This is a genomic window from Aestuariibius violaceus, assembly GCF_040779325.2.
Classification (GTDB): Bacteria; Pseudomonadota; Alphaproteobacteria; order Rhodobacterales; family Rhodobacteraceae; genus Aestuariibius; species Aestuariibius violaceus.
In genome coordinates this window covers 296232-320386 of the sequence record NZ_JBFONT020000002.1, presented here as the reverse complement: position 1 = coordinate 320386, position 24155 = coordinate 296232, and the positions used below count along the sequence as shown (strand labels likewise).

The window sequence follows — 24155 nt, the reverse complement described above, 5'->3', positions numbered from 1 at the left end:
GGCGCAAGGGGCGCCGGGCGCTCGGATGAGCACTGGTTAAAAGACATGGGGGTCATCCGGCGCGGGAAACACCCCGCGCCGGAGACCGTGAAAGGGGCGAAGACGCGGCTCATTGACGTGCCCTCGCCGCGCGCTTGGCCGCGGCCTTCTTGCGCCAGGGCGCGTCGCGCTCCCAGTCGCCGGCCATGATCGACCCATAGGGCTCGATCTCGTCGACGACATCGGCCAGCCGATACTGCGCCATCTGCGCACGCACCGTCGCCGCGGGCTTGTAGGCCGACGGCAGCTCGGAGACGTCGACATTGCCGGTATAGAACCGCACGTCGAGGCCATCGGTCTCCTCGGCGAAGATCTCCGCCTCGGTCCGCCCGGCCACCATCCGCTTGTGGGCCGTCCGCGACATGTTCCGGCCCGCCCCGTGGGGCGCGAAGCCAAGGTTCGCCTCGGTCGGCTCCGACCGGATCAGCAGCACAGGCTCGGCCATGTTGAGCGGCACGATCTGGATGCCGCCGGTGTCCGGCAGCATCTCGTCATCGATCGGCGTCGCACCCTTGGCGTGCCAGTACATGTCGCCCTTGCGGAAGACGAAGTTGTGCTCGTTCCAGAACCGCTCCTTCACGTCGGCCTTGGCGATCTGCGCCGTGGCCGCGTGCAGGCAGTTATGGTTCGCCTTCGTCCACTTGCGGACAAGCTGCAGCGCCTCCCAATAGGCCTCGCCTTCGGGGGTATCCGCCGGGATCCACGCGTTCTGCTTGAGCACACCGACCGACAACGCCTTGCGGAACCGCTCCGCCTCCTTCATGCCGAGCTTGTAGAGCCCAGCCCCCGGCCCGCGAGAGCCGTGGTGGGTCACAAGGCAGGTCGTCCCGCTAGCCTTGGACCGGCCGACAAAGGCGAAATGGTTGCCGTCGCCCTGGGTGCCCATATGCTCTACCGCCGCGCGCAGGATCTTGGCGTCGCGCAAGAACCGGTTTTCCCGGAACGCGTCGTAAAGATCCGCCGACATCGTGTAGCGCTTGCCGTTCGGGCGCCCGCCGGGGCCGAAATGGGTGGCCTGATGGACGGCCTCCAGAATCTCGCACGGCTCGGCATCGGCGAATTCGGTGATCATCACTGAACAGCAGATATCGGCCGAGTGCATCCCCGGATGGATCGCGTTTTCCGCGGCCACGACACCGCCCACGGGGATCGTCCCCTCAGGCCCCGCCGGGCAGGCATCGGGCATGACGGCCCCGGCCCGCAAAGTCGGCGTCCGCATCAGGACATCCATGGTCGACCGGACCTTCGCGACGTTCTCCACCTCGTCCTCGGTCTCCGCATCCAGATTGAAACGGATCTCGGGCGCGTCCTGCAGCTGCAGGCGCGGGGCGGGCTTGTTCTCGGCCACCCAGGCGGCAAGGGCATCCCCCTCCAGCCCGCGGGCGTTCACGTGCTCGAGCGCGGCGGCCAGTGCCTTGCCTTGCTCAAAGCCGAGATCGATCAGATCGCGTCCGGTAATCGTCATGGTCCTAATCCATTCTTTCCTCTTCGGGTTAGCGCGCAAATGTTGCGCCTTGATGGACCGGACCCTGGTTTTCCTGTGGCAGGAAAAGGAAAGGGACCGGCCTGGTAAGCCGATCCCTGGTTTTCGCTAAACCTTTTGGTGTCGGCTTATTCAGCGGCCTCCTGGGCTGGCAGCACGGAAATGAACGTGCGGCCCTTGAGACCTTTATGGAATGTCACGTTGCCTTGGACGGTCGCAAAGATCGTGTGATCCTTGCCCATGCCAACGCCATCGCCCGGCCACATCTTGGTGCCGCGCTGGCGCATGATGATGTTGCCCGGAACGACCAATTCGCCGCCGAACTTCTTCACACCCAGACGACGGCCCGCGCTGTCGCGGCCGTTACGGGAGGAACCGCCTGCCTTCTTGTGTGCCATTGGTCGTTACTCCTTCTCGGCGGCAAGCGCCGTGGCTTGCTCGACCCAGTTATCACGTTCGATGCGTCCTTTGAAGGACAGCTGATCATCCATGTAAGCGATTTCTTCCGCACCCCAAGCCATGATCTGGTCGTAGTGGAAAACGCCGTTGTCATGCAGCTTCTTTTCCAGTGCCGGACCAACGCCAGAGATCTTCTTCAGATCGTCGGGCTGGCCATCACGCGCCTCGGTCAGCAGGTTGCCGGGCTTCGAGGTGGATGCGGCTGTATCCGCCTTGGGGGCCGCTTTCGGCTTCTCGGCCTTCTCGGCGACCTTCTCCTTGGCGCCGCCCGTCTTGACGCGCTTCTTCATCTCGGCCTGCTCGGCGCGGTTATCCGCATAATTGCCCTTGTCGGCCGCGACGCCTGTCCAGCCCGCGATGCCCGCGCCGACCGCTTCCTTCACGCCGGACTTGTCCGCACCCTTCTCCAGGATGTCGGTCACGCGCAGCAGCGTCAGCTGCTGGCGGTGGCCCTTCGTGCGCTTCGACGAATGCTTCCGCCGGCGCTTGACGAAGTGGATGACCTTCTCGCCCTTGATCTGTTCGATCACCTCGGCCTGCACACCGGCACCCGCCACGAACGGCGTGCCAACTGTGCCGCCGACCATCAGAACCTCGTTGAACTGGACTGTCTCGCCTGCATCGGCGGCGATCTTCTCGACCCGCAGCACGTCACCCGAGGTGACGCGATACTGCTTGCCGCCGGTTTTCAGAACCGCAAACATATCTCTCTTCCTTCGTATCCCGCGTCTCTCGGGTTCCGCGCTCTGCGGCATTTGCGGGGACTCGCCCCACCCTCGGACTGCGCGCTCGTCACGAGCGTTCGTTATCTCATCGCGAAAGTGCGAAAAGCCCCGAATATCGAGGCCCGCGGCTTATCCACGGGGCGCACGCCCCTGTCAAGCCTTTCCTGGGATCAGAGCTCCTGGCTCGCCATCATCTCGGCCGCCGCGCGGCCCAGTGCATAGGAGGTCTCCGAAAACAGCGGCTCGAACGCCGCGAACATCGCCCGGTTCAGGGCAGCCCCTGCGGGCGTCTGGCTGAGGTCGATATAGGCCTGCAGATCCTGGGTCGGCAAAGGCTCATAGGCCAGCAACAGATAGGAATAGAGCCATTCCGTCATGTTCTGGCGGATCTCGCCCTCCTGGCTCCAGACCTCGGCCACCATCGCCCGCTCGCCCATCTCGGCCGGATAGGCGCCGCCATCGGCCAGCCCCCGATAGAAGGCAAGGCTCGCATTCAGCGCGCCAGCGACATTGCTGTCGACCAGATTGTTGGCATCGATGAACTCTTCGACCAGCTGGTAATGCTGACCGTATTCGGCGGCCATCTGCGTCGCGGCGACCTTGCTCGCCTCCTCGATCTCTTCGTCGAGCAGCGCACGCCGCGCGCTCAGCTCCAGTGTCACGATCGATTCGCCGCGCGCCGAGGTAAAGAACTGCAGCAGGGACGTCGCCTCTTCCGGCGACAGCGCCTGGGTGAAGTTGGCCTCGACCAGATCGGTCATCGCGTTCAACTGATAGATCCGGGATACCTTGCGCTGCCACTCCCCATCGCTGCGCCCCGGGAAGACGTCAGTGCCAAGGTTCTCGGCCGTCGCAAGACCTTCTTCTCGCGCAATCTCGACCATCTGCGGCATGCCGAGCACGTCGAAGAGGGTGGATTGAAGCGATTGGGCCGCAACGGACTGAACAGACGCGGCAAGCACGAGAAAGACAGCAGCAAGTCGAGCGATCATACACCAGGCTCCTCATCGGTCTCAGAATTTGCAACCTAAGAGGTCGCGGCGATTTGTCCAACTGTCCAAAAGATGCATGGCGAAATCGTGTCCTTGGAAAAACATGTTGCGCGTGCGCGGTGCTTTGCCTATGTCGCCCGCCACGACCCTTCGCGGAGAGGTGCCGGAGTGGTCGAACGGGGCGGTCTCGAAAACCGTTGTGGGTGCAAGCCCACCCAGGGTTCGAATCCCTGTCTCTCCGCCACTTCATTTCTCTAGCTGCCTGGCAAAAAGAGTAGATGAGGTTCACGAAAACGCTTGAGCCAAAATCCACTCCACAACCTGTTTCTGATGCTCCGTCTCGCCCTTGGTCCGGTTTGATGGTCAGTGCGGTGGGGGCCTCTGGTCCATTGAAACGATGCTTTCCGGCGCGGGTGGACGAAGGTCTCTGCAGGGCCCACACGGGCTGATCCTCCGACATCAACAGGCCACCGTTTTGGGGAACCGTGAAAACCTGGAATAGACGCCCGATCACAGGCGGCGCACCGTTTTGCCTGTGGTATGAGGCAGCTATGCTATTTGATCTGCCAAGCCACGACACCCTGTTTCAGGCACTCCTTGACCGAGATGCCGCCTTCGATGGCCGCGCCTATGTCTGCGTATCCAGCACCGGTGTTTTCTGCCGCCTGACCTGCCCTGCGCGCAAACCGAAGTCAGAGAATTGCACCTTTTTCGGCACGGTGGGTGAGTGCATCGAGGCTGGATATCGCGCCTGCAAGCGCTGCCACCCCCTCGCACCAATGGCAATGGCTGACCCGGCCATTGCCAGTCTTCTTGCAGCGCTGGATGAGCGTCCAGACTATCGCTGGCGCGAAAGTGATATCGAACGGTTGGGCTTTGATCTGTCAACTGTACGCCGAAGCTTCAAGCGTCAGTTCGGGATGACCTTCCTCGAAATGGCCCGTCAGCGCAGATTGAGAGATGGCTTCGAAACCATTGCCAATGGCGGTGCGGTCATTGAGGGACAGTTGGAAGCAGGCTTTGAGTCCGCAAGCGCGTTTCGAGCCGCTTTTTCGAACCTGATAGGCAAAGCCCCTGGCAACATGTCTCGCACTCCTCTGCTCTACGCGGACTGGATCGCCACGCCGCTTGGCGACATGATCTCGATCGCCAGTCGATCCCAGCTTCACCTGCTGGAATTCTTCGATCGCAAGGCGTTGCGCAGTGAGATCAGAAAGTTGGATAGCTTCGCGAAGGGAAAGATCGGAATTGGGCGGACTGACCCCTCGGACCAGATCAGAACCGAACTGACGGCGTTTTTCGAGGGCAGATCGGCGGCGTTCCAAACACCTCTGGCCCTGCACGGATCAACCTTCACGAAACAGGTCTGGGAGGCTTTGCGCGAAATCTCGGCTGGTGCCACGCGCAGCTACTCCGACATCGCCAAACGCATCGGCCGCCCCTCTGCCGTGCGCGCGGTCGCGCGCGCAAACGGGGCCAATCAGATCGCATTGGTCATCCCATGCCACAGGGTCATCGGTGCAGATGGGTCGCTGACAGGCTATGGCGGTGGCCTCTGGCGCAAGCAGAAACTCCTGGAAATTGAACGGCAGTTTCTGCCGTCCCGTACCGAAGGAAAAGCACGTGCCACAGAATGATAGAGCCAGGCAATTCGCTGCACTGCATCGGAAAGAGCATCCGCTGGTTCTCTATAACATCTGGGATGCGGGCGGAGCCAAAGCCATTGCCAAAGCTGGCGCATCGGCGGTCGCGACCGGCAGTTGGTCAATAGCGGCGGCCCATGGCTATGATGACGGAGAGGTCATTCCTCTCGACCTCGTGCTGACCATCGTGGAACGTATCTGCGCCAGTGTCGACGTTCCTGTGACGGTCGATTTCGAGGGCGGGTATGCGACCGCCCCGCGGGATGTCGCCGAGAATGTCCGGCGCGTCCTTCGCGCGGGCGCAATCGGTATCAATTTCGAAGACAGAATTGTCGGCGGTGAGGGGCTGCACCCGGTTTCCGTGCAAGCGAAGCGAATTGAAGCGATCCGCTCCATGGCTAAGGAAGAAGACGTACCGATCTTCATTAACGCCCGAACGGATTTGTTCCTCGGAAAAGATCCCGAGACCCACAAGGATCGGATATCTGAAGCGCTGGATCGTGAAGCGGCCTATGCGGATGCGGGCGCAAGTGGCTTTTTTGTACCCGGCCTCACCGAACTGGACCTTCTGTCCGACATCACTGCAGCAGCCAATCTGCCGGTGAACGCAATGATGCTAAGGGATCTTTCGTCGATGAGCGATGTGAAAGGTTGTGGCGTGTCCCGTTTCAGCTATGGCCCCGCGCCGTTCTTCAGTGCCGCGACAGATTTGGAAACACGGTTCAGGGAGATTCGGGAAGTCCCGGATTAGCAGGCTGCGACGCACCAGCTGAAAGGCGGCCCTTCAGTGTTCTCGGTCCAAGGTCCGCTCTGTTCCGGGGGCCGGGTCATCTTTCAAATGAAGGATTATGCGCCCGCAGCGAATTGTCGCTTCGGTGGGCCGCGCCGCAGCACGTCAACGATCCGATCGACGGCAGGCATGCGCCGAGTGCGGCGGGAAATGAGATAGTTTTCCGAATGAGAAGGCAAAGACCCCAGCGGCGAGAGCAAGTGTAGGCCCACGACGCGTTTCGAAAATATCGCGAGACTGTTTTGACATCCTCGGAGCGGAATCAAGTCAAGCTCGCATTCATCTCCGGAACTCCGGAAACCTCATCCCCTGCCTACAAACAAGGCAGATGCAGGCCGGAGAATCCCAACGGGCAATGGAGTCAATTCCTTGCTCTGGACTTTCCTGATAATATCACTCAGATTTCTCCTGCCAAGCCAGTTGCATTCGGCAACAAGCCCGGTCGGCGACGAATACGCCCCCACGAGCGGTCGGAGAGGCATGGCAACGACATCAAGCGACACCTCGAACCTCGTCTGGCTTTGGCGATCCGGCAAGGCAGCGACGGCGGCGGAAGGCTGACCAATGTCCAAGGCCGCAGGTCCAGCACAGGCTCAGGTCGCGCGCTTCCGGAAGAGCACTTGCTTATCCGTCAGCGGGCTTGCCGTGGATTACGGCACGACACGTATCATTTTCGACCTGGATTTCGCGGTTGAAGCGGGCCAGGTCACCATCGTGGTCGGGCCGAACGGATGCGGGAAGTCGACCCTCCTGAAGGCCATGGCTCGCATCCTCCGCCCTGCAAAAGGCGCCGTCCTGCTTGACCGTGAACCGGTCCACCACCAGCCGACGCGCAAGATCGCCCGGCGTATCGCGCTGTTGCCCCAGGGACCTGTCGCGCCGGAGGGGCTGACGGTACGGGAGCTCGTCTCGCAAGGGCGCTTTCCCCATCAGTCCCTCATCCGGCAGTGGTCGCGCGAGGATGCCCGGGCCGTGGCCGAGGCCATGGCGGCCGCGGATGTCACCGAATTCGCCGACCGGCGGGTGTCCGACCTGTCGGGCGGGCAGCGGCAGCGCTGCTGGATCGCGATGGTCCTGGCCCAGGAGACCGAGATCCTGCTGCTCGACGAGCCGACGACGTTCCTCGACCTCAAGGTCCAGGTCGAACTCATGCAGCTGCTGCACGGGATCGCCCACGGGGCGGGCCGTACGCTTGTCATCGTCATGCACGAGTTGAACGTCGCTGCCGCCTTTGCCGACCGGCTGGTCATGATGAAAGACGGCGCGATCGTCGCCGAGGGGCCGGTGCGGGAGGTCTTCACGACAGGCAACCTGTCCCGCATCTTCGGCCTCGACGCCGTCGTCCTGATGGATCCCGAAAGCGGCCGCCCGGTCTGTGTCCCGCGGACGGACCTGGCCCGTCCGGTCGCTGCGCAATGACCGCCGTCATGCGTCAGGGCCTGATGGGAGGCGGTGCCTTACTGGCCATCGGCGCTCTGACGCTCGCGTTCGGCTGGCACATCGCCGTGGGTGCGAAGGCCATCCCGCTTCTGACCGTGGCGGAAGCGGTCTTCTCGCCCGATCCGGAAAGCTTCGATCATGTTGTTATCCGCGACCTGCGCCTGCCACGTGCGGTCTTCGCCGTTCTGGTCGGCGCGGCGCTCGCCGTGGCCGGCGCGCTCATGCAGGGCGTCACGCGCAATCCGCTGGCAGAGCCCGGATTGCTGGGCCTCCTGTCCGGCGCGTCCTTCGCGGTGGTGATGGCGGTCGGCGTCTTCGATCTGGCGACGACTGCCGTCGTGCCGCTGATTGCTGCGGCAGGGGCGCTCGGCGCGGCCGTCATCGTCTGGACGATCGCCGTCTCTGCCCCGGGAGGGGCGACGCCGCTCACGCTCGTTCTGTCGGGTGCAGCGGTCACGGCCTTCCTCGCCGCGCTGATTTCGATTGCCAATCTGCTCGACGAGGACACGTTCGAGAATCTCCGCGTCTGGCTGACCGGTACGCTGGCAGGCCGCCCGCCTGGAATCCTGATCTGGACGCTTCCTTGGTTTGCCGCCGGTCTTCTGGTCGCGGTCGCCGTCGCACGGCAGGTCACGGCGCTCGCCATGGGCGACGAGACGGCGACCGGCCTCGGCGTCGACGTGACGCGGCTCAAGGCGCTGGTGCTCTTCGCCGTCGTCTCCCTGACCGCCTCGGCCGTGGCGATCGCCGGGCCGATGGCGTTCGTCGGCCTGATCGTGCCCCATGCGGTGCGCCTGATCGTCGGTCACGATTACCGCATGATCGTCCCGTTCTCGGCCCTCTTCGGGGCAACCTTCCTGCTGCTGACCGACATCGCCGCCCGGATGGTGCTGGCACCCGTCGAGATCTCGACGGGCATCGTCACGGCGCTTCTGGGAGCCCCGTTCTTCGTCTGGCTGGTAAGGGCACGGCTATGACCGGCGCGGTCTGGCAGCGGCTCGACGGGCCGGTCACCTTCGCCCTTCCCCTCGGCGCGCTTGGTATCCTTGCGTTGCTCGTCGCCGCGAATGTCGGGGTCCTCGCCACAAGCCTCCTGACGGGCACCTACCCGATCGACCTCGCCGGCGTCCTCGCAACCCTCTTCGCCAACCCGCCGTCCGAAACGGCAGAGACCGTCGTCTGGGATTTCCGCTTCCCCCGCTCGCTTGCGGCCGCCATGACGGGGGCGCTTTTCGCGCTGTCGGGCGCCGTCCTGCAGAACGTCACCCGCAACCCGCTGGCCGATCCCAGCCTTGTCGGCGTCAGCCAGGGTGCGGGTTTCGCCGTCGTCGCGGTGATGATCGCCTTCCCCGGGATCGGCCTTGGCTGGCGGCCGCTGCTGGCCTTCGGCGGCGCGCTGGCCGTTGCCGCGCTGATCCAGTGGATCGCCATGCAGCGCACGGGCGGCGCCACGATGCGCTTCATCCTGACGGGCATCGGCGTGGCGGCCTTCATCACGGCCGGGACGAACACCCTCCTGACCTACGGCGACATCGACCGGGCCATCGCCGCGCTCGGCTGGCTCGCCGGATCGGTCCACGCCGCGGGATGGGGAGAGGTCCGGTCGCTCGCGCTCTGCATCCTGCTCTGCACCCCGGCGCTGGTCTGGGCGGCCCGGCCGATGGCCGCGCTGCGCTTCGGGCCGGAGGTTGCGACGGGCCTCGGCATCGCCGTCCGCCGCGACCGGATCATCCTCATCACGCTTTCCGTCGCGCTCGCCGCCTTCGCCGTCGCCGCCGTCGGCCCGCTCGGCTTCGTGGGCCTCGTCGCACCGCATATCGCCCGCCGCATCGCGCGGTCCGGCGTCGGGCTGCACCTGGCCCTCTCGGCTGCGACCGGGGCGCTGATGGTCAGCCTCGCCGACCTGCTCGGCCGCGCCCTCTTCGCACCGGTCCAGATCCCCGCCGGCCTCGTCACCGCGGTGATCGGCGTCCCCGTCTTCGTCTGGCTGATCCTGCGCAGCCAGGCCCGAAGCCAGCTCTGAAAGGCAACCCATGCGGATCGTCCTCGCCATTCTCCTCGTCCTCGCCACTCCGGCGCTGGCCGACACTCGCGAGGTCACCGACCATGCAGGCCGCACCGTCACGATCCCGGCCGATCCCCAGCGCATCGCGGCGCTCGGCGCCAAGAACGTTGCCGTCCCGCTGATCGAGCTGGGCATCGTGCCCGTCGCGAGCCAGGGGTCCGTCCTGCCCGACGGAACCGAACTGATGCGCGCCTCGAAGGTCACGACGGGGATCGACTTCGACAATTCCGGGATCTCGTTCCTCGGCAATTTCCCCATCGATATCGAAGCCGTCGCCCTCGCCGATCCCGACCTCATCATCCTGCCCGACTGGCAGGACGAGGTGAGCCTGGACCAGCTCGAGGCGATCGCGCCCACGATCGTCTACGCAACCGACACGCCGCTTCACGAGGCGCAAGCCTTCTTCGCCGAGATCACCGGAACCGGCGCGCGGCTGCGCCACAACCGTATCCGCTACGATGCGCAGGTCGCGCAGATCCGTGCGCTCGTCCCCGAGGGCACGACGGTCAGCTACCTGCACGCCTTCGACGGCGCGCTCTTCTCGTGGCACGAATACTTCCATATCGGGGCGCTCCTGCGGGATGCAGGCCTCGCCTTCCCCGACATCATCGAAACCATCCCCGACGGCGAACATGCCCGCTTCTCGGCCGAGCGGCTGCAGGATTTCGACGCCGACTGGCTCTTCATCACCTACCGGACCGATCAGGCGCAGACCCCGGCGGACGCTGTCGCCGCGATGGAAACGGTCCTCCCCTCCTGGTGCGAGGTCCTGACCGCCTGCCGCGAGGGCCGCGTCGTCTACCTGCCCCGGGCCGAAGTCTCGACCCCCTCCTACGACGCCGCGATGGCCGTGGCCTTCGCGATCGTCAGCCACCTGTCCGATCCCGCCCGCCAGCCAACCGATTGACCCGCCCCGAATGGAGCCTTGCCCATGATCCGCCTTCTCCCCTTCTTCGCGCTCATCGCCGCTCCAGCCGCCGCGCAGGACTGCGCCGACGGCCAGCGCCCCTTCGACCATGCCGGCGGCACGACCTGCATTCCGGACGACCCGCAGCGGATCATCGGGCTTCACGATCAGTCGGTCACGCTGGCCCTGATCGAGATGGGCGCGCCGGTCGTCGGCTCCCACGGGCGGCTGGACGATGACGGCAATCCCTATATGCGGTCGGTCGACCTGATCTTCGGCCTCGATTTCGAAAGCTCGGACATCGCCTTCATCGGTGCGTTCGACGCGATGGATTTCGAAGCCATCGCCGCGGCGCAGCCCGATCTGATCATCGGGCGGGCCTTCTTCGATATCGAGACGCGCGCGCAATACGAGGCGCTCGCCCCCGCGGTCTTCATCGAAAACGATCCCAAGGACCAACTGGCCTTCTCCCGCGGCGTCGCGGATGCCGCCGGTGCCCTTGATCGATGGGAGGATATGCACGCCACCTACAGGGCCAACGTGGACCGCGCCCGCGCGGCCTTTCCGCAGGCCGACGGCGCGACCTACGGCAAGATCCAGATGCATGACGGCCAGCTTCAGGTCTATGCGGGCTATGGCGGCCTGACGATGGTGCTGGGCGATCTCGGGTTCCAGCGCATCCCCGTCGCGCAGGAAATGGCCAACCGCGGCGTCGTCTGGGGCGAGGAGGTCAGCCTCGAAATCCTGCCCCAGGTCGAGGCCGACTACCTCTTCGACACCTACACCATCGCCTATGGCGACACGCTGTCCGACCCAAGGGCGCGCTTCGACGCGGCGCTGCCATCCTGGTGCGACGCACTGACGGCCTGTGCCGAAGGCCGCTACATCGTCCTGCCGCGCGAGATGTCGACCGACTATTCCTTCCGTCAGCTCGACATGCTGCTGCACCTTGTCACGACGCATGTCGCCCGCGTCCCGGCGCCGTCATGAGCCATCTACGCTTCTGCACAGAATACAGCATCGCGGTCGGCGAACCGCTCGCGGGCTGGGGAAAGCATCAGGCGAAGAACGTGCTGATCCGCTGGCCCAAGGGAAAGTGGCGCCACTCGCTTCGGATCGCGGGCGGGATGAACGCGCAGGTTGAGGCCGCCATCGCCCGCGTGGTCGAGGCCGGATGGCGGGTCAACCTGATCGACCGCAAGCCCCATGACGGTGACAGCATTCGCGTCTTCCTGATGCCCGAGGGCCTGGCTTTCGACCTCGCGCCGGACGACCTCGCCGCGTTCCTCGACACCGTGCCGCGCGGCGCCGCATCGCTCGCCCGCTTCGCGCCCCAGCCGCTGGACCGGCCGCTCGTCCTCTGCTGCACCCACGGCAAACACGACCGGTGCTGCGCGAAATGGGGCTTCGCCGTCTACAAGGCGCTTGCGGCAGAGGCTGCGAAGCGGCAGGACTTCGACGTCTGGGAATGCACACATCTGGGTGGCTGCCGCCTCGCCGCGGGGGTCCTGACCTTCCCCGCGATGCGCAAATACGGCCGTCTCGCCCCGGCCGACGCGCCGAAACTGCTCGCGGCCGAGGCGGAGGGGCGCCCCTACCTCCCCTGCTACCGCGGGGCCTGCCACCTCGACCCCGCCGCGCAGGTGGCCGAGGTCACGGCGCTTCAGGCCCTCTCGCCGACGGCGCCCCACCCTCCGGCACAGGTGACCGAAATCCCAAGCTCCGGCCGCACCAGACGCTTCATCGTAAAGGTCGCGGACCACCTTGCCGAAATCGCCTGCCACCCCGGAAGCGTCCGCTCCTACGGCGCCTGCGAAGACATGCGCGACGCCGCCCCGCCCGACCCGGCAGAGATCTGGCACGGCGACGTCCTGTCCCTCACCCGCAAACCGGAGACCCAGAGATGAAACCGCTCCGCATGATCCTTCTGACACTCGTCGCCCTGCCCGCCGCAGCACAGGATTGCGCCGACGGGCAGCGCCCCTTCGACCATGCCGCCGGAACCTCCTGCATCCCTGAAGACCCCCAGCGGATCGTGGCGACGCGGGGCGACAGCCTCGTCACCCCGCTCCTCGATATCGGCGCGCCCGTCATCGGCGCCGGGATACGGGTGATGGAGGACGGCACAGCTTACGTTCGCGGCGCCAGCGACATCTTCGGTGCGGCCTTCGTGGATGCTGCGGGTCTGGCAAGCGTGGGCGACCCAAACCAAGTCGATATCGAAGCTGTGGCAACGCTCGATCCCGACCTGATCTTCATCCGTGCCCGCGAGATCGACCGCCTTGACCAGTTCGAAGCGATCGCGCCGACCGTGGCGGTGCCCGCCGATCTGCCCTTCCTGGATCATCTCGCCTTCATCGCCGACGCCGCCGGACGCGCAGGGACCTATGACGACCGGCTGGCAGTCTATCGGTCAAGGGTCGAGAGCCTGCGCACGGCCCTTGGCGACCCCTCAACGATCACCATCTCCCAGCTCGATATCTGGGAAGACGGCCTCTGGTTCTATCCCGACTGGGGCGCCGTATCGCAGGTCATCGACGATGTGGGCTTCACCCGCCCTGCGATCCTTGAGGATCTGCCCCCCGACGGCTTCAACGGGATGAGCGTCGAGCGCCTCCAGGAATTCGACGGCGATATCGTGATCTCCTCCCTCGCGCCGCACTTCGATCAGGACGTCTCGATGCTGACCGGTCTCTACGACAGCGTCGCCCCGTTCTGGCGCCAGCTGCCCGCCATCGCGGCAGGCGATCACTATTGGTATCCCCGCGATATCTGGGTCGGCTACTCCTTCGCGTCGCTCGACCGGGCGCTGGACGGCCTGGCATTGCTGACGGTGGGGCGGGAGTTCGACCGATAAGACCGGCAGCCGGATCCCTGCCCGGTAGATGATCCGCTTTGGCATTGCCGGCAAGCTCAATACCCGCGCGTCGATCGGCAGGCCGGATAGCTATGCGCGACTTCCGGGCGCATGCCAGAAATCATTTGCGAAAAGCAACCGGTACAGGCGTCGGGCCGCCTTTTCTCTGGCGTTTTGAAGGATGGCTGAGGCCGGTATTGTGGCGCCTCTGACGGCAGATCTGAACCCGGTTGGTGTGATCAGACCGCTCTTCCAACAGAACGCCGGACCATCTGAGCATAGCGGTTCGGCGCCCGGGCGAACTGTGCGGCAAAGGCGGCGCGGAAGCGGTGGCCGGGGGCGTAGCCCACGCTCGCGGCAGCCTGCGCGATGCTCCTCCCTGTGCGGATCGCCTCGGCAGCCCGTTCCATGCGCCGCGCGGCGACGAAGGCGTGCGGGGTCAGGCCGGTGGCAAGCGAGAACATTCGCGCGAAGTGGTGGCGGCTCACTGCGGCGACATCGGCGAGCGCCGAGAGGCGTAAGTCCCCATCGAGATGCGCATCGACGAACTCCGTAACCCGATCGAGGCGCCGCGCATCAAGCCCGCGTACCGCCTTCGGCCGAAGGCGCGCACCGACGGCTTCCAGGCTGCGCGACAGCGCATTGCGGATCAGCTGCTCCAGCTCGAGGGCGCCAAGCTGCGGACCGCCAAGCGCGTCGGCACGCACCCGCACCGCAAGGGCAAAGAGCGCAGGGTCGGGGCTGTTCCAGACCCGTTCGTGCTCAGCCACCTCAGCGGCGCGTAGATCCTCGACGACTTCGTTACGCAGCCAGGACGCGGGGCGCACTTCCACAAACTCGGACGGCCCGTCGGTTTCCAGGAACAGCACCGGCTCCACACCGACAGCGCCACCCGTCAGGGCCCGGATCGGCCGTTCCTCGATCCGCCCGCAGCGTTCGACCACGGTCCTCCCATGGGAGCGAAACGCAAAATCCAACGCGAAGGGCGCCGATGTCAGCCCGTCAATCGACCGGCGACCCACGCGATTGGTTCGGCCGTAGGTGGCGCCCGCGGCAGACCAGTTCTGCCGGTATATCAATGATTTAGACATCCGAACCTCCGCAACGCGCGAATCTTGCCCCGCCATATGGCTGCAGCGTCCCCGCGTCATAGGTTCAACGGCAACCGATATTTTGCAACGCCAGATGCCCCGATGCTCTTCCTCCGAACAAGTGCCAGCGCCGTCTTGCGGCAGGGATCAAGCCGCCCGGTCGGAACGCCTCCCTCCATTTCAAGTCCGATCCAACACCACCACGTTCAGCAGCCGTGAAAGGGACACCCATGTCTGACGATCACCAAGAAATCGACCCCATCCGCCGCACGATCCTCACCGGGGCCGCCGTGACCGCCTCGGCGGTCGCCCTTGGGGTTACGCGCGCGTCTGCGCAAACCTCCCAGACCGGCGATGCCACGCCGGCGCCGGGTCGCCGGATGCTCGGCGGTCTAGAGGTCTCCGAACTGGGCTTGGGCGTGCAGAACATGCACCGTACCTTCCATACCATCGTCCCCGAACGGGCCGACATGATCACGCTGATCCGCACCGCTTTCGACGAAGGTGTCACGTTCTTCGACTGCGCCGAAGTCTACGGACCCTTCGAGTGCGAGCGCATCCTGGGCGAGGCGATTGCGGATTTCCGCGACGAGATCCAGATTACCACCAAGTTCGGTTTCGACGTCGATCCCGAGACCGGGGCGTGGGGCGGCGGCGTCATCAGCGATCCCGCCCGCATCCGTCTTGCAGTGGACGGGTCGCTGCAGCGCCTCGGGACCGATCGGGTGGACCTGCTCTATCAGCACCGCGTCGACCCCAACGTGCCCATCGAGGATGTGGCTGGAACGGTCGCCGACCTGATGGACGAGGGCAAGGTGCTGCATTGGGGTCTGTCGGAAATGGGGCCGAACACGCTGCGCCGGGCGCACGAGGTGCTGCCCGTCTCGGCCGTACAGAACGAATACTCAATGCTCTACCGCGGACCGGAGGCCGAAATCCTGCCGATCTGTGAGGAATTGGGCATCGGCGTCGTGCCCTTCGCACCACTCGGATACGGCTTCATGACCGGCGCCATCGATATGGAGACAAGCTTTGCCCCGGCCGACTTCCGGGCGAACACGACCCGCATGGACCCGGAGAACCGCGAAGCGAACCTCGCCCTGGTGACCCTCGCGCGGGACTGGGCCGAGCGGAAGGAGGCCACGCCGGGGCAGATCGCTCTTGCGTGGCTGATGGCCCAAGGGACATCTGTCGTGCCCATCCCCGGCACGACCCAATTGCCACACTTGCGCGATAACATCGGCGCCGCGCAGGTCAGCTTCACGGCAGAAGAATTGGCCGAGTTAACGGCCGCGCTCGACGCGATAGAAGTGCGTGGGGAGCGCGCGCCGTCGATCGTCATGGATTGGAACGGCACCGAGGCGCCCGACGTCTGACGCCTCCTACAGCAGCGTGGCGGCAGGACTTCATCACCCCGGCCGCCGCGACAGCTCCGCCGACAGCAGACTGGTCCAAGCGCAGCTGATCGAAATGGATGCTTGGGCCACTGCGTCTGATGTCGGCATCGTGCGCGCTGTCTACTCCATTCGGTCATCCGCAACGTCTGGGACATGTCCGTGAGCACACTGGCCACGTCGGCCAGGATCAGAGCAATCAGACGCGCCGGATGAACACCGCTGCCAGCCAGAGAAAAGCGGGCGCGTCGGTAAGACGGCTGGGCCGTGCGACCTCGTCGCCCGTGTTCTTACCGGCCAGTATGGGCGCGATTTCCAATCAGAATTCCCTGCAGGAAAGACCGGATTACGATGCCGAATGTCTTGCTCTCAAGGCTGAGTTCCAGTGCTGGCAGCCCGCTGGTCTGGACCTTGATTGTCGGCAGGGCGACGGCAAGCCTGTTCTGGATTGACCCGGCGAAAGAGGTCACCTGACAGGGGGAGGGATGATCAGATCCCACGATCGCTGCCGGATCAATCAGCCCCCTTCTCATCCGTGGGATTTGCCTTGAACTTCAAACGCCTGCTAGGCTCGGCTTCGATATCGTCTCCAGCTTCTGGGAACGACTGACCATTTTGGTCGCACGACGTGACGTGCGGTCAAAGGAGCGCTCTGACCTGAGCGTATAGGGAGGAAGAGAATGTCAAAAGAAAACACCATCAACCGTAGATCCTTTCTACGGAAATCAGCACTTGCGGGCGGCACGGTCGCAGGGGGCGCCCTTGCGGCTCCGGCTGTGCTGGCACAGGCGCCGATCGTCCTGAAGATGCAGACATCCTGGGGCGCGGCCAACATCTGGGACGAGTTCGCCAAGGACTACGCAACCCGCGTGGGCGAGATGTCGGGCGGCCGGCTCCAGGTCGACGTGCTGCCTGCGGGCGCTGTCGTCGCGGCGTTTCAGGTTCTCGATGCGGTCAATGACGGCGTGCTCGACGCGGCCCATTCCGTGCCGGTCTACTGGTACGGCAAGAACAAGGCCGCCTCGCTCTTCGGGACGGGCCCGGTCTTCGGCGGCTCGGCCACGACGATGCTCAGCTGGTTCTATGCCGGCGGCGGTCAGGAGCTGTATGACGAGCTGACCCAGGACATCATGGGCCTCGATATCCAGGGCTACCTGGGCTTTCCGATGTTCGCGCAGCCCTTCGGCTGGTTCAAGGAAGAGGTCAACACGGCCGCAGATCTCGAAGGCTTCAAGTATCGCACCGTCGGTCTGGCCGCCGACCTGATGGCGAAACTCGGCATGTCGGTCGCGCAGCTTCCCGGCGGCGAGATCGTGCCCGCCATGGAGCGCGGCGTCATCGACGCGTTCGAGTTCAACAACCCGTCGTCCGACCGCGACTTCGGCGCGCAGGACGTGGCGAAGAACTACTACCTGTCGTCCTACCACCAGGCGTCGGAAAGCTTCGAGTTCCTGTTCAACCGCGGTTTCCTCGAGGATCTCGATCCCGATCTGCAGGCGATCCTCAAATACGGCGTCGAAGCCGTGTCGACGGCCAACACCGCAAAGGCGATGGATCGCTACTCTGCCGACCTGCAGACGCTGGCCAACGACGACGGCGTCACGGTGCACCGGACCTCGCCCGAAATCCTTGCGGCACAGCTAAGCGCGTGGGACGAGCTGATCCCCGAACTGGAAGCGGACGAGTTCATGAAGAAGACACTCGACAGCCAGCGCGCCTGGGTCGAGCGGGTGTCCTATTACGAGCTGATGAACGCGCCGGATTATGCGCTCGCCTTCGAGCACTACTTCCCCGGCAAGCTGGCCATCTAAGGTAGGTCGCAGGTCTTTGACCAATACCCCCGGCGCCTCTGCGGCGGGGGTCTCCTGATCAGGAGTGTGGGAACATGCTTGGCTTCATTCATTTCGCCGACAATCTGTCGGCCTGGTTCGGCAAGGCCTTTGCCTGGCTGATTGTCCTCATGGCCGTCGGCACGGGGTACGAGGTTTTCGTACGCTACGTGCTGAACCAGCCCACGGCATGGGCGCTCGACGTGTCCTTCATCATGTATGGCACGCTCTTCATGATGGGCGGGGCCTACACGCTCTCCCGCGGCGGGCACGTGCGGGGCGATTTCCTCTATCGTCTCTGGCAGCCGCGCACGCAGGCCAAGATCGACTTCATTCTTTACATCATTTTCTTCTTTCCAGGCGTCACCGCGCTGATCCTGTCGGGCTGGAAATACGCGTCGCGCTCATGGGGCTACGGCGAGGTCTCGGTCAATTCGCCAGCGGGCGTGCCGATCTATCAGTTCAAGACGGTCATCGTGGCCGCCGGAATCCTTCTTTTCATCCAGGGTATCGCCCAGCTCTGCCGCTGCATCATCGCGATGCGCACGAACGAATGGGTCGCCGCGCGTGAGGATGTGTTCGAAACCGAAGATCTGATGATTCAACAGGCCAACAAGGCCGAAAAGGACGCCCATCCATGACGGATCCTCAAGTCGCCCTGATGATGCTGGGCCTGTTTATCATCTTTGTCTTCCTCGGTTTTCCGATCGCCTTCACGCTGATGGCGATGGGGATCGGCTTCGGCTACTACGCCTATTTCGACGCCGACCGGCAGTGGCGGGCCTTCAACCGGCTGGATGAAACGGCAAGCAATTGGGAAAGTTGGTCGCTCTGGTTCGAGGGGTTCTACAACAACCGCATCTTCGACTTATTCATCAACCAGACCTTCACGGTGATGTCGAACGAGGTGCTGACAGCAGTGCCGCTGTTCCTCTTCATGGGCTACATCGTAGAGCGGTCGAACATCGTCGACCGGCTTTTCAACACACTGAACATCGCCTCCAAGAACATCCCGGGCTCGATGGGGGTCGCCGCGCTGATCACCTGCGCGCTTTTCGCCACGGCCACCGGGATCGTCGGCGCGGTCGTGACGCTGATGGGGCTCCTCGCGCTGCCCGCGATGCTCAAGGCGCGCTACAACACCTCGTTCGCAAGCGGCATCATCTGCGCGGGCGGCACGCTGGGCATCCTGATCCCGCCCTCGATCATGCTGATCGTCTATGCCGCGGCGACGAACGTCTCGATCGTCCGGCTCTATGCGGCGGCCCTCTTTCCGGGGCTGACGCTGGTCGGTCTCTACCTTCTCTACATCATCGGGCGGTCGGTACTGCAGCCATCCTCCGCCCCGCGCCCCGGCCCGGACGAGGTGCCGGATGTGCCGAAATCCAAGCTCCTCCTCATGGTCCTCACCTCGTTCCTGCCGCTGGCATTCCTGATCCTCGCGGTACTGGGATCCATCCTCTTCGGGCTGGCCACACCGACCGAGGCGGCCTCGATCGGCGCGCTTGGCGGGATCGCCCTGGCCTTCATCTATCGCGCGATGAGCTGGCAAAGAATGCGCGAAAGCGTCTACCTGACGGTGCGGACCACGGCGATGGTCTGCTGGCTTTTCGTCGGCTCCTACACCTTCTCGGCCGTCTTCTCCTACTTGGGCGGCGAGCACGTCATCTCGGAATTCGTGCAAAGCCTCGATCTGTCGCCGATCATGTTCCTGATCCTCGCGCAGCTGATCATCTTCCTGCTTGGCTGGCCGCTGGAATGGTCCGAGATCATCATCATCTTCGTGCCGATCTTCCTGCCGCTGCTGGCGATCTTCGATATCGACCCGCTGTTTTTCGGCATCCTCGTTGCGCTGAACCTGCAGACCAGTTTCCTGACGCCACCCATGGCCATGTCGGCCTACTATCTGAAAGGGATCGCGCCGCCCGAGGTCCGGCTGACGCAGATCTTCGCGGGCGTCATGCCGTTCCTGTTCTGCGTGATTGTGTCGATGGTGCTGATGTATGTCTTCCCGCAGATCGTCTTCTACCTGCCGGAGCTCTTCTATGGGAGTTAACCCGCAGCACGCAGAGGCACTGCTGGCCCTTCCGGTGTTGGAGCTACGCGACAGGCTCGCCTCAGGCGCGCTTTCGGCGCTTGATCTCACGCAGGCCTGCATCGCCCGCATCGCGGCGCGGGAGCCAGAAATCGGGGCCTGGGCATGGTTCGACAGCGATTACGCCTGCGAACAGGCCCGCGCGCTTGACGCCCGCCGCGCGACAGGGCTGCCGACCGGGCCGCTGCACGGCCTGCCGGTTGGTCTCAAGGACATAATCGACACCGCCAAGGTCCCGACCGAAAACGGCTGCGAGGCCGACCAGGGCCGCGTGCCGAAGAAAGACGCGTTCGTCGTGGAGCGGCTGAAGGCGGCGGGCGCGGTGATCATGGGCAAAACGGTCACGACCGAGCTTGCCTTCATGCGCCCGTCGAAGACACGCAACCCCCACGATACGTCCCATACGGCAGGCGGATCCTCGTCGGGGTCCGCCGCGGCTGTCGCGGCCGGGATGATCCCGCTGGCGGTCGGCACGCAAACCGGCGGCTCGGTGATCCGCCCCGCGGCCTTCTGCGGTGTCACCGGGTTCAAGCCCACCTTCGGGGCCATCCCGCGCCGGGGCATCCTCATGCAGTCGCCAAGCCTCGATACCGTCGGGGTCTTCGCCGCCGATCCGGCGGGCGCGGCTCTGCTGGCCGAGGTGCTCTACGGCCATGACCCGTCCGACCCCGCCACCGCCCCGCGGCCCTTCCCGCGCCTGTCGAAAACAGCGCTGTCCAAGCCGCCCGTCCTGCCGGATTTCGCGTTCGTCCGCCCGCCCGGCTGGGATGCGGCGGACCAGGACACCAGGGATGCGCTGGCCGAGCTTGTCGCGGCCCTGGGCGACAAGGTGATCGAGGTCGCGCTACCCGCCCCGTTCGAGGCCGCCGCCCGCGAGCGCCGGCGCATCAACTTCGCCGAGATGGCGCGGCACTATTTCCGCTACGGGCGCGACGCCCAGGACATGCTCGGCCCGGAAATTCGCGGCGCCCTGGAGGACGGGAACGCCATCCTTGCCCGCGACTACCTCGCCGCGCTCGACTGGAAACCGGTTCTGAACGCCGCGCTGTGCGAGATTTTCGAACGCTGCGACGCGATCCTCTGCCCCGCAGCCCCCGGACCCGCCCCCCGCGACGTGGGCACCACCGGCGATCCGGTCTTCAACAGCCTCTGGACGTTCTGCGGGACGCCTGCCGTCACGCTGCCGCTTCTCACCGCCACCAACGGGATGCCCATGGGGGTGCAACTCGTGGGCTCCCACGGCAACGATGCGCGCCTTCTGCGGACGGCGCGCTGGCTCTATGACTGGGCCAATCACTGACGTCGCGAAAGGACACCCTATGAACCGCTTCCTCGCCCTCTTCGCTTTCGCCGTCTTCGCGGGCTTCGTCGGCATCCTGGCCTACGAGGTTCCCAGCCCGGACCTGGTGATCGTCATCCTGTTCACCACTGCCCTCGTGGCCTACGACTTCATCACCTCAAGCAAGAACGATCCCAAGAAGTGATGGCCAAGCCCGTCATCTGGATCCCGCGCCATCTCTCCGACGCCACCCTCGAACGGGCGCGGCGGGACTACGACGTGATCCTCAAGCAGGAAGATACCCCCGGCACCGCGCAAGAGATCATCGAGATGAGCGCGCAGGCAGACGGCATGATCCCCTGCCATTCCGAACACTTCACGGCAGATGTCGCCGGCCGCCTCGATCCCCGGCTGAAGATCATCGCCAACCACTCGGTCGGAACCGACCACTGCGACCTGAACGCGCTGAAAGCGCGCGGCATCACCGTCACCAACACGCCGGACGTCCTGAACGACGCCACGGCCGAGCTGGCCGTCATGCTGATGCTGAACGCCGCGCGGCGTGCGGTCGAGGGGGACCGGATCGTCCGGACGGGCGCCTGGGACAGCTGGTCGCCCGCCTTCATGGTGGGCAAGCAGGTCACCGGTGCGCGGCTTGGGATCGTCGGGATGGGCGGTGTCGGGCGGGCGCTTGCCAGAAAGGCGCGCGGCTTCGACATGGCGGTCCATTACCACAACCGGCACAGGCTCCCCACCGAGGCCGAGATGGGCGCCATCTACCACAAGACGCTCGACGATCTTCTGGAGGTCTCGGATTTCCTGTCCCTCAATTGCCCCGCCACGCCCGAGACGACGGGAATGATGACCTCCGAACGCCTCGCCCGGATGCCCCGTGGCAGTATCCTGGTCAACGCCGCCCGCGGGGCTCTCGTCGACGAGGACGCCTTGCTTGACGCCATCGAAGCCGGTCACCTTGCGGGCGCCGGGCTCGATTGCTTCGTGACAGAGCCGGGCGGCAACCCCGCCTTCGCCAAGCACGAGAACATCGTGATGATGCCGCACGCGGGCAGCGCGACCCGAAAGACCCGCGACGCGATGGGCTTTCGGGCGCTCGACAACCTCGATGCGTTTTTCGATGGGCATGCACCGAAAGATGCGCTCTGACCTTCGCCTCTTGCGAGGACCTCGTCCGTCAAATCAGATGAGGCGCCAGGCTCGTTCGCCGAGATCTCGCCGCGTCATCGAATGCATGCCATCCCGTTCCGACCGACCGGCTTGGAGATTTGGAAGATGGCTGACAGGTCCTCAGCGGCAAGGTCTGGACCAGCGCGGCGCTGCCATGGACCTGTAGCAGCGGCTTTCAGCTCTCTCACGGCCGATGCGGCCGGGCCGGTCAGCGCGTGCGTGTTTTCCCATGTCAGCGGCTCGGATCGGGAGGTTACGACATACTTTCGCGCTGCATTCAGCCGGTCGCCGAGATCAGACTTTGGCGCGTTCGGCCAGTGGCCTGCAAAGAGGTCATAGGTCTTGCGCCCAAACAGGATGTCATAAGGGCGTGACATCGCGATGCGCTCGACATGGGGCATGACCTCGTCCCAATAGGGCGCGGCCCATCCCCCCTCGCTGAAACCGCCTGAAGTGTCTTCCTCCGGTGCGCTGGGAGATTGCATCACGCCGTCCAGCGTGACGAAAGACAGAACCGCGAGCCGGCGCATCTTACAGCGCTTTGCTGGCCATCGAACGGGTCAGCGCCCCAAGCTTGTCAAAGGCCTGGTTCCACCCCCCGGCACCTGCCGTACCCTCGACCACACCGACATGCACCATGACCATGCGGGTCTTGTCGCCGTCCTCGGTCAACTCCACAATCACTTCGGTTACATCGGGAAAGCTTTCGGGCAGTCCCGCCGCTTGCGGAGAGACAAGCGTTCCATCGGCGTCACACATGCTCTCGGTATAGACAAGACGCCGTGGGGCGCTGACCTCCTTGTAGACGCCGGTGAACCACATTTCCATGGATCGCTCCGGCGATTGCATGACCATACATATCTTGCGCGTGCCGCCGACCGTGACATTCATCTCGGCGGTGGGAACGGACGCTCCGTTGGGACCGTACCATTGCTTGAAGAGCTCCGGATCGGTCCACATCCTCCACACCAATTCGATAGGGCCGTCAAATTCCCGCTCGATCCGGACCCAGTCAGTGTCCTGGCTCATCATTGCTCTCCTTGATGTCGTTCAGCAGCTTGCCCATCGCGTCAAAGCGGGCGTCCCAAATGTGCCGATACTGCTCCGTCCAGCTTGAAATGTTCTGGATCGGCTTCGTCTCGAGTGTGCACAGCCGGAACTGAGCGTCCCGCTCACGCGTGATCAGGCCCGCGTTTTCGAGCACCCGGATGTGCTTGGACACAGCAGGCAAGGACATATCAAACGGTTCCGCCAGTGCATTGACGCTGGCGGTTCCCCTGGCCAGATGCGCCAAGATCGCCCGTCGCGCGGGATGGGCCAAGGCAGCAAATGCCGCGTCCAGCTGATCGCTTTCATTCATGCGGTTAGCAATATACCAACCGGTTAATTAATCAAGTAGTTAAATAATGCTTGCTTGGATGAGAGGTTTGAAGCGGCAGGATCTCCGGGATCCCCGGCGAACCGAGGCCCCGCTAGGGCGCGCCATTTGCGCTCCGCTCAGCCAGAACGGATTGCCCATGTCACCGCGCCCTTTTTCGCGCCGCGAAGTGCACCCCGACAACCTGCTCAACAGATCCTGACCCTGGCAAGCCGATCGAAAACTTCCTCCGTCTTTCCGCCGTCGCAGCGACAGCGTTTCTCGTGCTGCGGCAGCTGACCCTCTCGAAGATCACAGAGCACGGCCTCGACGAGGGAGAGGCGCTTTCCGGCGCGACCTCTGGGGCCGACTTCACCGGGTCACCTCGTCCGGAAACGATCACTTCTCCTCCACAGCCCTGCGCCACCTGTTGCGCTGCGCTGCAGCAGAACGGTCCGTTACCGGGCGATGTTGCGCTTGAATGTCCGACAGAAAGCCGACGCGATGCCGACCAAAAGCCGACAC

At 64.5% G+C, this 24155-nt stretch carries 25 protein-coding genes and 1 tRNA gene; 18 read left to right on the top strand and 8 right to left on the bottom strand.

What is annotated here, in order from left to right; all coding sequences use genetic code 11:
• Nucleotides 1–109 precede the first annotated feature (109 nt).
• The 4 genes from AADZ90_RS08745 to AADZ90_RS08730 all read right to left on the bottom strand — a co-directional run bounded on the left by AADZ90_RS08745 (nt 110) and on the right by AADZ90_RS08730 (nt 3698).
• Nucleotides 110–1504 (bottom strand): RtcB family protein, encoded by a 1395-nt coding sequence (locus tag AADZ90_RS08745; protein WP_367309608.1) that lies wholly within the window; start codon nt 1502–1504, stop codon nt 110–112.
• A 146-nt stretch (nt 1505–1650) separates the two neighbouring features.
• Nucleotides 1651–1920, bottom strand: coding sequence for a 50S ribosomal protein L27 (gene rpmA, locus AADZ90_RS08740; protein WP_367309607.1), 270 nt, complete (start codon nt 1918–1920; stop codon nt 1651–1653).
• A gap of 6 nt (nt 1921–1926) precedes the next feature.
• Nucleotides 1927–2685: a 50S ribosomal protein L21 gene (locus AADZ90_RS08735; RefSeq protein WP_367309606.1), complete on the bottom strand. Its 759-nt coding sequence runs from the start codon at nt 2683–2685 to the stop codon at nt 1927–1929.
• Between the two features lie 191 nt (nt 2686–2876).
• Nucleotides 2877–3698: a hypothetical protein gene (locus AADZ90_RS08730; RefSeq protein ID WP_367309605.1), complete on the bottom strand. Its 822-nt coding sequence runs from the start codon at nt 3696–3698 to the stop codon at nt 2877–2879.
• Between the two features lie 154 nt (nt 3699–3852).
• On the opposite strand from AADZ90_RS08730, the gene AADZ90_RS08725 reads away from it, so the two are divergent.
• The 10 genes from AADZ90_RS08725 (at nt 3853) to AADZ90_RS08680 (ending at nt 13400) form a co-directional block, all read left to right on the top strand.
• A tRNA-Ser gene (locus AADZ90_RS08725) sits at nt 3853–3942 on the top strand.
• 307 nt (nt 3943–4249) lie between these two features.
• Nucleotides 4250–5335: a bifunctional transcriptional activator/DNA repair enzyme AdaA gene (locus AADZ90_RS08720; protein WP_367309604.1), complete on the top strand. Its 1086-nt coding sequence runs from the start codon at nt 4250–4252 to the stop codon at nt 5333–5335.
• Complete coding sequence (locus AADZ90_RS08715) at nt 5322–6092, top strand: isocitrate lyase/PEP mutase family protein (protein ID WP_367309603.1); 771 nt, start codon at nt 5322–5324, stop codon at nt 6090–6092. Before AADZ90_RS08720 ends, AADZ90_RS08715 begins: the two co-directional genes overlap by 14 nt.
• Nucleotides 6093–6695: 603 nt before the next feature.
• Nucleotides 6696–7550 carry an ABC transporter ATP-binding protein gene (locus tag AADZ90_RS08710; protein WP_367309602.1) on the top strand — a complete coding sequence of 285 codons (855 nt, stop codon included), beginning with the start codon at nt 6696–6698 and terminating at the stop codon, nt 7548–7550.
• An 8-nt stretch (nt 7551–7558) separates the two neighbouring features.
• Nucleotides 7559–8548, top strand: a complete 990-nt coding sequence (locus AADZ90_RS08705; RefSeq protein ID WP_411996984.1) for a FecCD family ABC transporter permease — start codon at nt 7559–7561, stop codon at nt 8546–8548.
• A complete protein-coding gene (locus AADZ90_RS08700; protein WP_367309600.1) occupies nt 8545–9594 on the top strand; it encodes a FecCD family ABC transporter permease in 1050 nt (349 codons plus the stop codon). The genes AADZ90_RS08705 and AADZ90_RS08700 overlap by 4 nt, the downstream gene beginning before the upstream one ends.
• 10 nt (nt 9595–9604) lie before the next feature.
• Nucleotides 9605–10543: an ABC transporter substrate-binding protein gene (locus tag AADZ90_RS08695; protein WP_367309599.1), complete on the top strand. Its 939-nt coding sequence runs from the start codon at nt 9605–9607 to the stop codon at nt 10541–10543.
• Nucleotides 10544–10567: 24 nt separating this feature from the next.
• Nucleotides 10568–11533 carry an ABC transporter substrate-binding protein gene (locus AADZ90_RS08690; protein WP_367309598.1) on the top strand — a complete coding sequence of 322 codons (966 nt, stop codon included), beginning with the start codon at nt 10568–10570 and terminating at the stop codon, nt 11531–11533.
• Nucleotides 11530–12450, top strand: coding sequence for a ferredoxin family protein (locus AADZ90_RS08685; protein WP_367309597.1), 921 nt, complete (start codon nt 11530–11532; stop codon nt 12448–12450). The genes AADZ90_RS08690 and AADZ90_RS08685 overlap by 4 nt, the downstream gene beginning before the upstream one ends.
• Complete coding sequence (locus tag AADZ90_RS08680; protein WP_367309596.1) at nt 12447–13400, top strand: ABC transporter substrate-binding protein; 954 nt, start codon at nt 12447–12449, stop codon at nt 13398–13400. Before AADZ90_RS08685 ends, AADZ90_RS08680 begins: the two co-directional genes overlap by 4 nt.
• A 239-nt stretch (nt 13401–13639) precedes the next feature.
• Here AADZ90_RS08680 and AADZ90_RS08675 read toward each other — a convergent pair whose 3' ends face one another.
• Entirely contained in the window at nt 13640–14491 is an 852-nt protein-coding gene (locus AADZ90_RS08675; RefSeq protein ID WP_367309595.1) for a helix-turn-helix domain-containing protein, read from the bottom strand.
• Between the two features lie 230 nt (nt 14492–14721).
• On the opposite strand from AADZ90_RS08675, the gene AADZ90_RS08670 reads away from it, so the two are divergent.
• The 8 genes from AADZ90_RS08670 (at nt 14722) to AADZ90_RS08635 (ending at nt 22252) form a co-directional block, all read left to right on the top strand.
• Nucleotides 14722–15867, top strand: coding sequence for an aldo/keto reductase (locus AADZ90_RS08670; RefSeq protein ID WP_367309594.1), 1146 nt, complete (start codon nt 14722–14724; stop codon nt 15865–15867).
• A gap of 230 nt (nt 15868–16097) precedes the next feature.
• Nucleotides 16098–16337, top strand: a complete 240-nt coding sequence (locus AADZ90_RS08665; RefSeq protein ID WP_367309593.1) for a hypothetical protein — start codon at nt 16098–16100, stop codon at nt 16335–16337.
• Between the two features lie 228 nt (nt 16338–16565).
• A complete protein-coding gene (locus tag AADZ90_RS08660; RefSeq protein ID WP_367309592.1) occupies nt 16566–17696 on the top strand; it encodes a TRAP transporter substrate-binding protein in 1131 nt (376 codons plus the stop codon).
• 74 nt (nt 17697–17770) lie between these two features.
• On the top strand, nt 17771–18355 hold the full coding sequence (locus tag AADZ90_RS08655; RefSeq protein WP_367309591.1) for a TRAP transporter small permease subunit: 585 nt from the start codon (nt 17771–17773) through the stop codon (nt 18353–18355).
• Nucleotides 18352–19770: a TRAP transporter large permease gene (locus AADZ90_RS08650; protein ID WP_367309590.1), complete on the top strand. Its 1419-nt coding sequence runs from the start codon at nt 18352–18354 to the stop codon at nt 19768–19770. The genes AADZ90_RS08655 and AADZ90_RS08650 overlap by 4 nt, the downstream gene beginning before the upstream one ends.
• Complete coding sequence (locus tag AADZ90_RS08645; protein ID WP_367309589.1) at nt 19760–21109, top strand: amidase; 1350 nt, start codon at nt 19760–19762, stop codon at nt 21107–21109. Before AADZ90_RS08650 ends, AADZ90_RS08645 begins: the two co-directional genes overlap by 11 nt.
• A gap of 19 nt (nt 21110–21128) precedes the next feature.
• Nucleotides 21129–21293 (top strand): hypothetical protein, encoded by a 165-nt coding sequence (locus AADZ90_RS08640; protein WP_367309588.1) that lies wholly within the window; start codon nt 21129–21131, stop codon nt 21291–21293.
• Nucleotides 21293–22252 carry a 2-hydroxyacid dehydrogenase gene (locus AADZ90_RS08635; RefSeq protein ID WP_367309587.1) on the top strand — a complete coding sequence of 320 codons (960 nt, stop codon included), beginning with the start codon at nt 21293–21295 and terminating at the stop codon, nt 22250–22252. Before AADZ90_RS08640 ends, AADZ90_RS08635 begins: the two co-directional genes overlap by 1 nt.
• A gap of 74 nt (nt 22253–22326) precedes the next feature.
• Here AADZ90_RS08635 and AADZ90_RS08630 read toward each other — a convergent pair whose 3' ends face one another.
• From AADZ90_RS08630 to AADZ90_RS08620, 3 genes are read right to left on the bottom strand one after another with little or no spacing between them, the layout of a single operon-like run.
• The gene (locus AADZ90_RS08630) at nt 22327–22803 is read right to left on the bottom strand and encodes a dihydrofolate reductase family protein (protein WP_367309586.1); all 477 of its coding nucleotides are present in this window, start codon (nt 22801–22803) and stop codon (nt 22327–22329) included.
• 1 nt (nt 22804) lies between these two features.
• Entirely contained in the window at nt 22805–23302 is a 498-nt protein-coding gene (locus AADZ90_RS08625; RefSeq protein WP_367309585.1) for an SRPBCC family protein, read from the bottom strand.
• Nucleotides 23286–23633 carry an ArsR/SmtB family transcription factor gene (locus AADZ90_RS08620; RefSeq protein ID WP_367309584.1) on the bottom strand — a complete coding sequence of 116 codons (348 nt, stop codon included), beginning with the start codon at nt 23631–23633 and terminating at the stop codon, nt 23286–23288. Before AADZ90_RS08620 ends, AADZ90_RS08625 begins: the two co-directional genes overlap by 17 nt.
• Between the last annotated feature and the right edge of the window lie 522 nt (nt 23634–24155).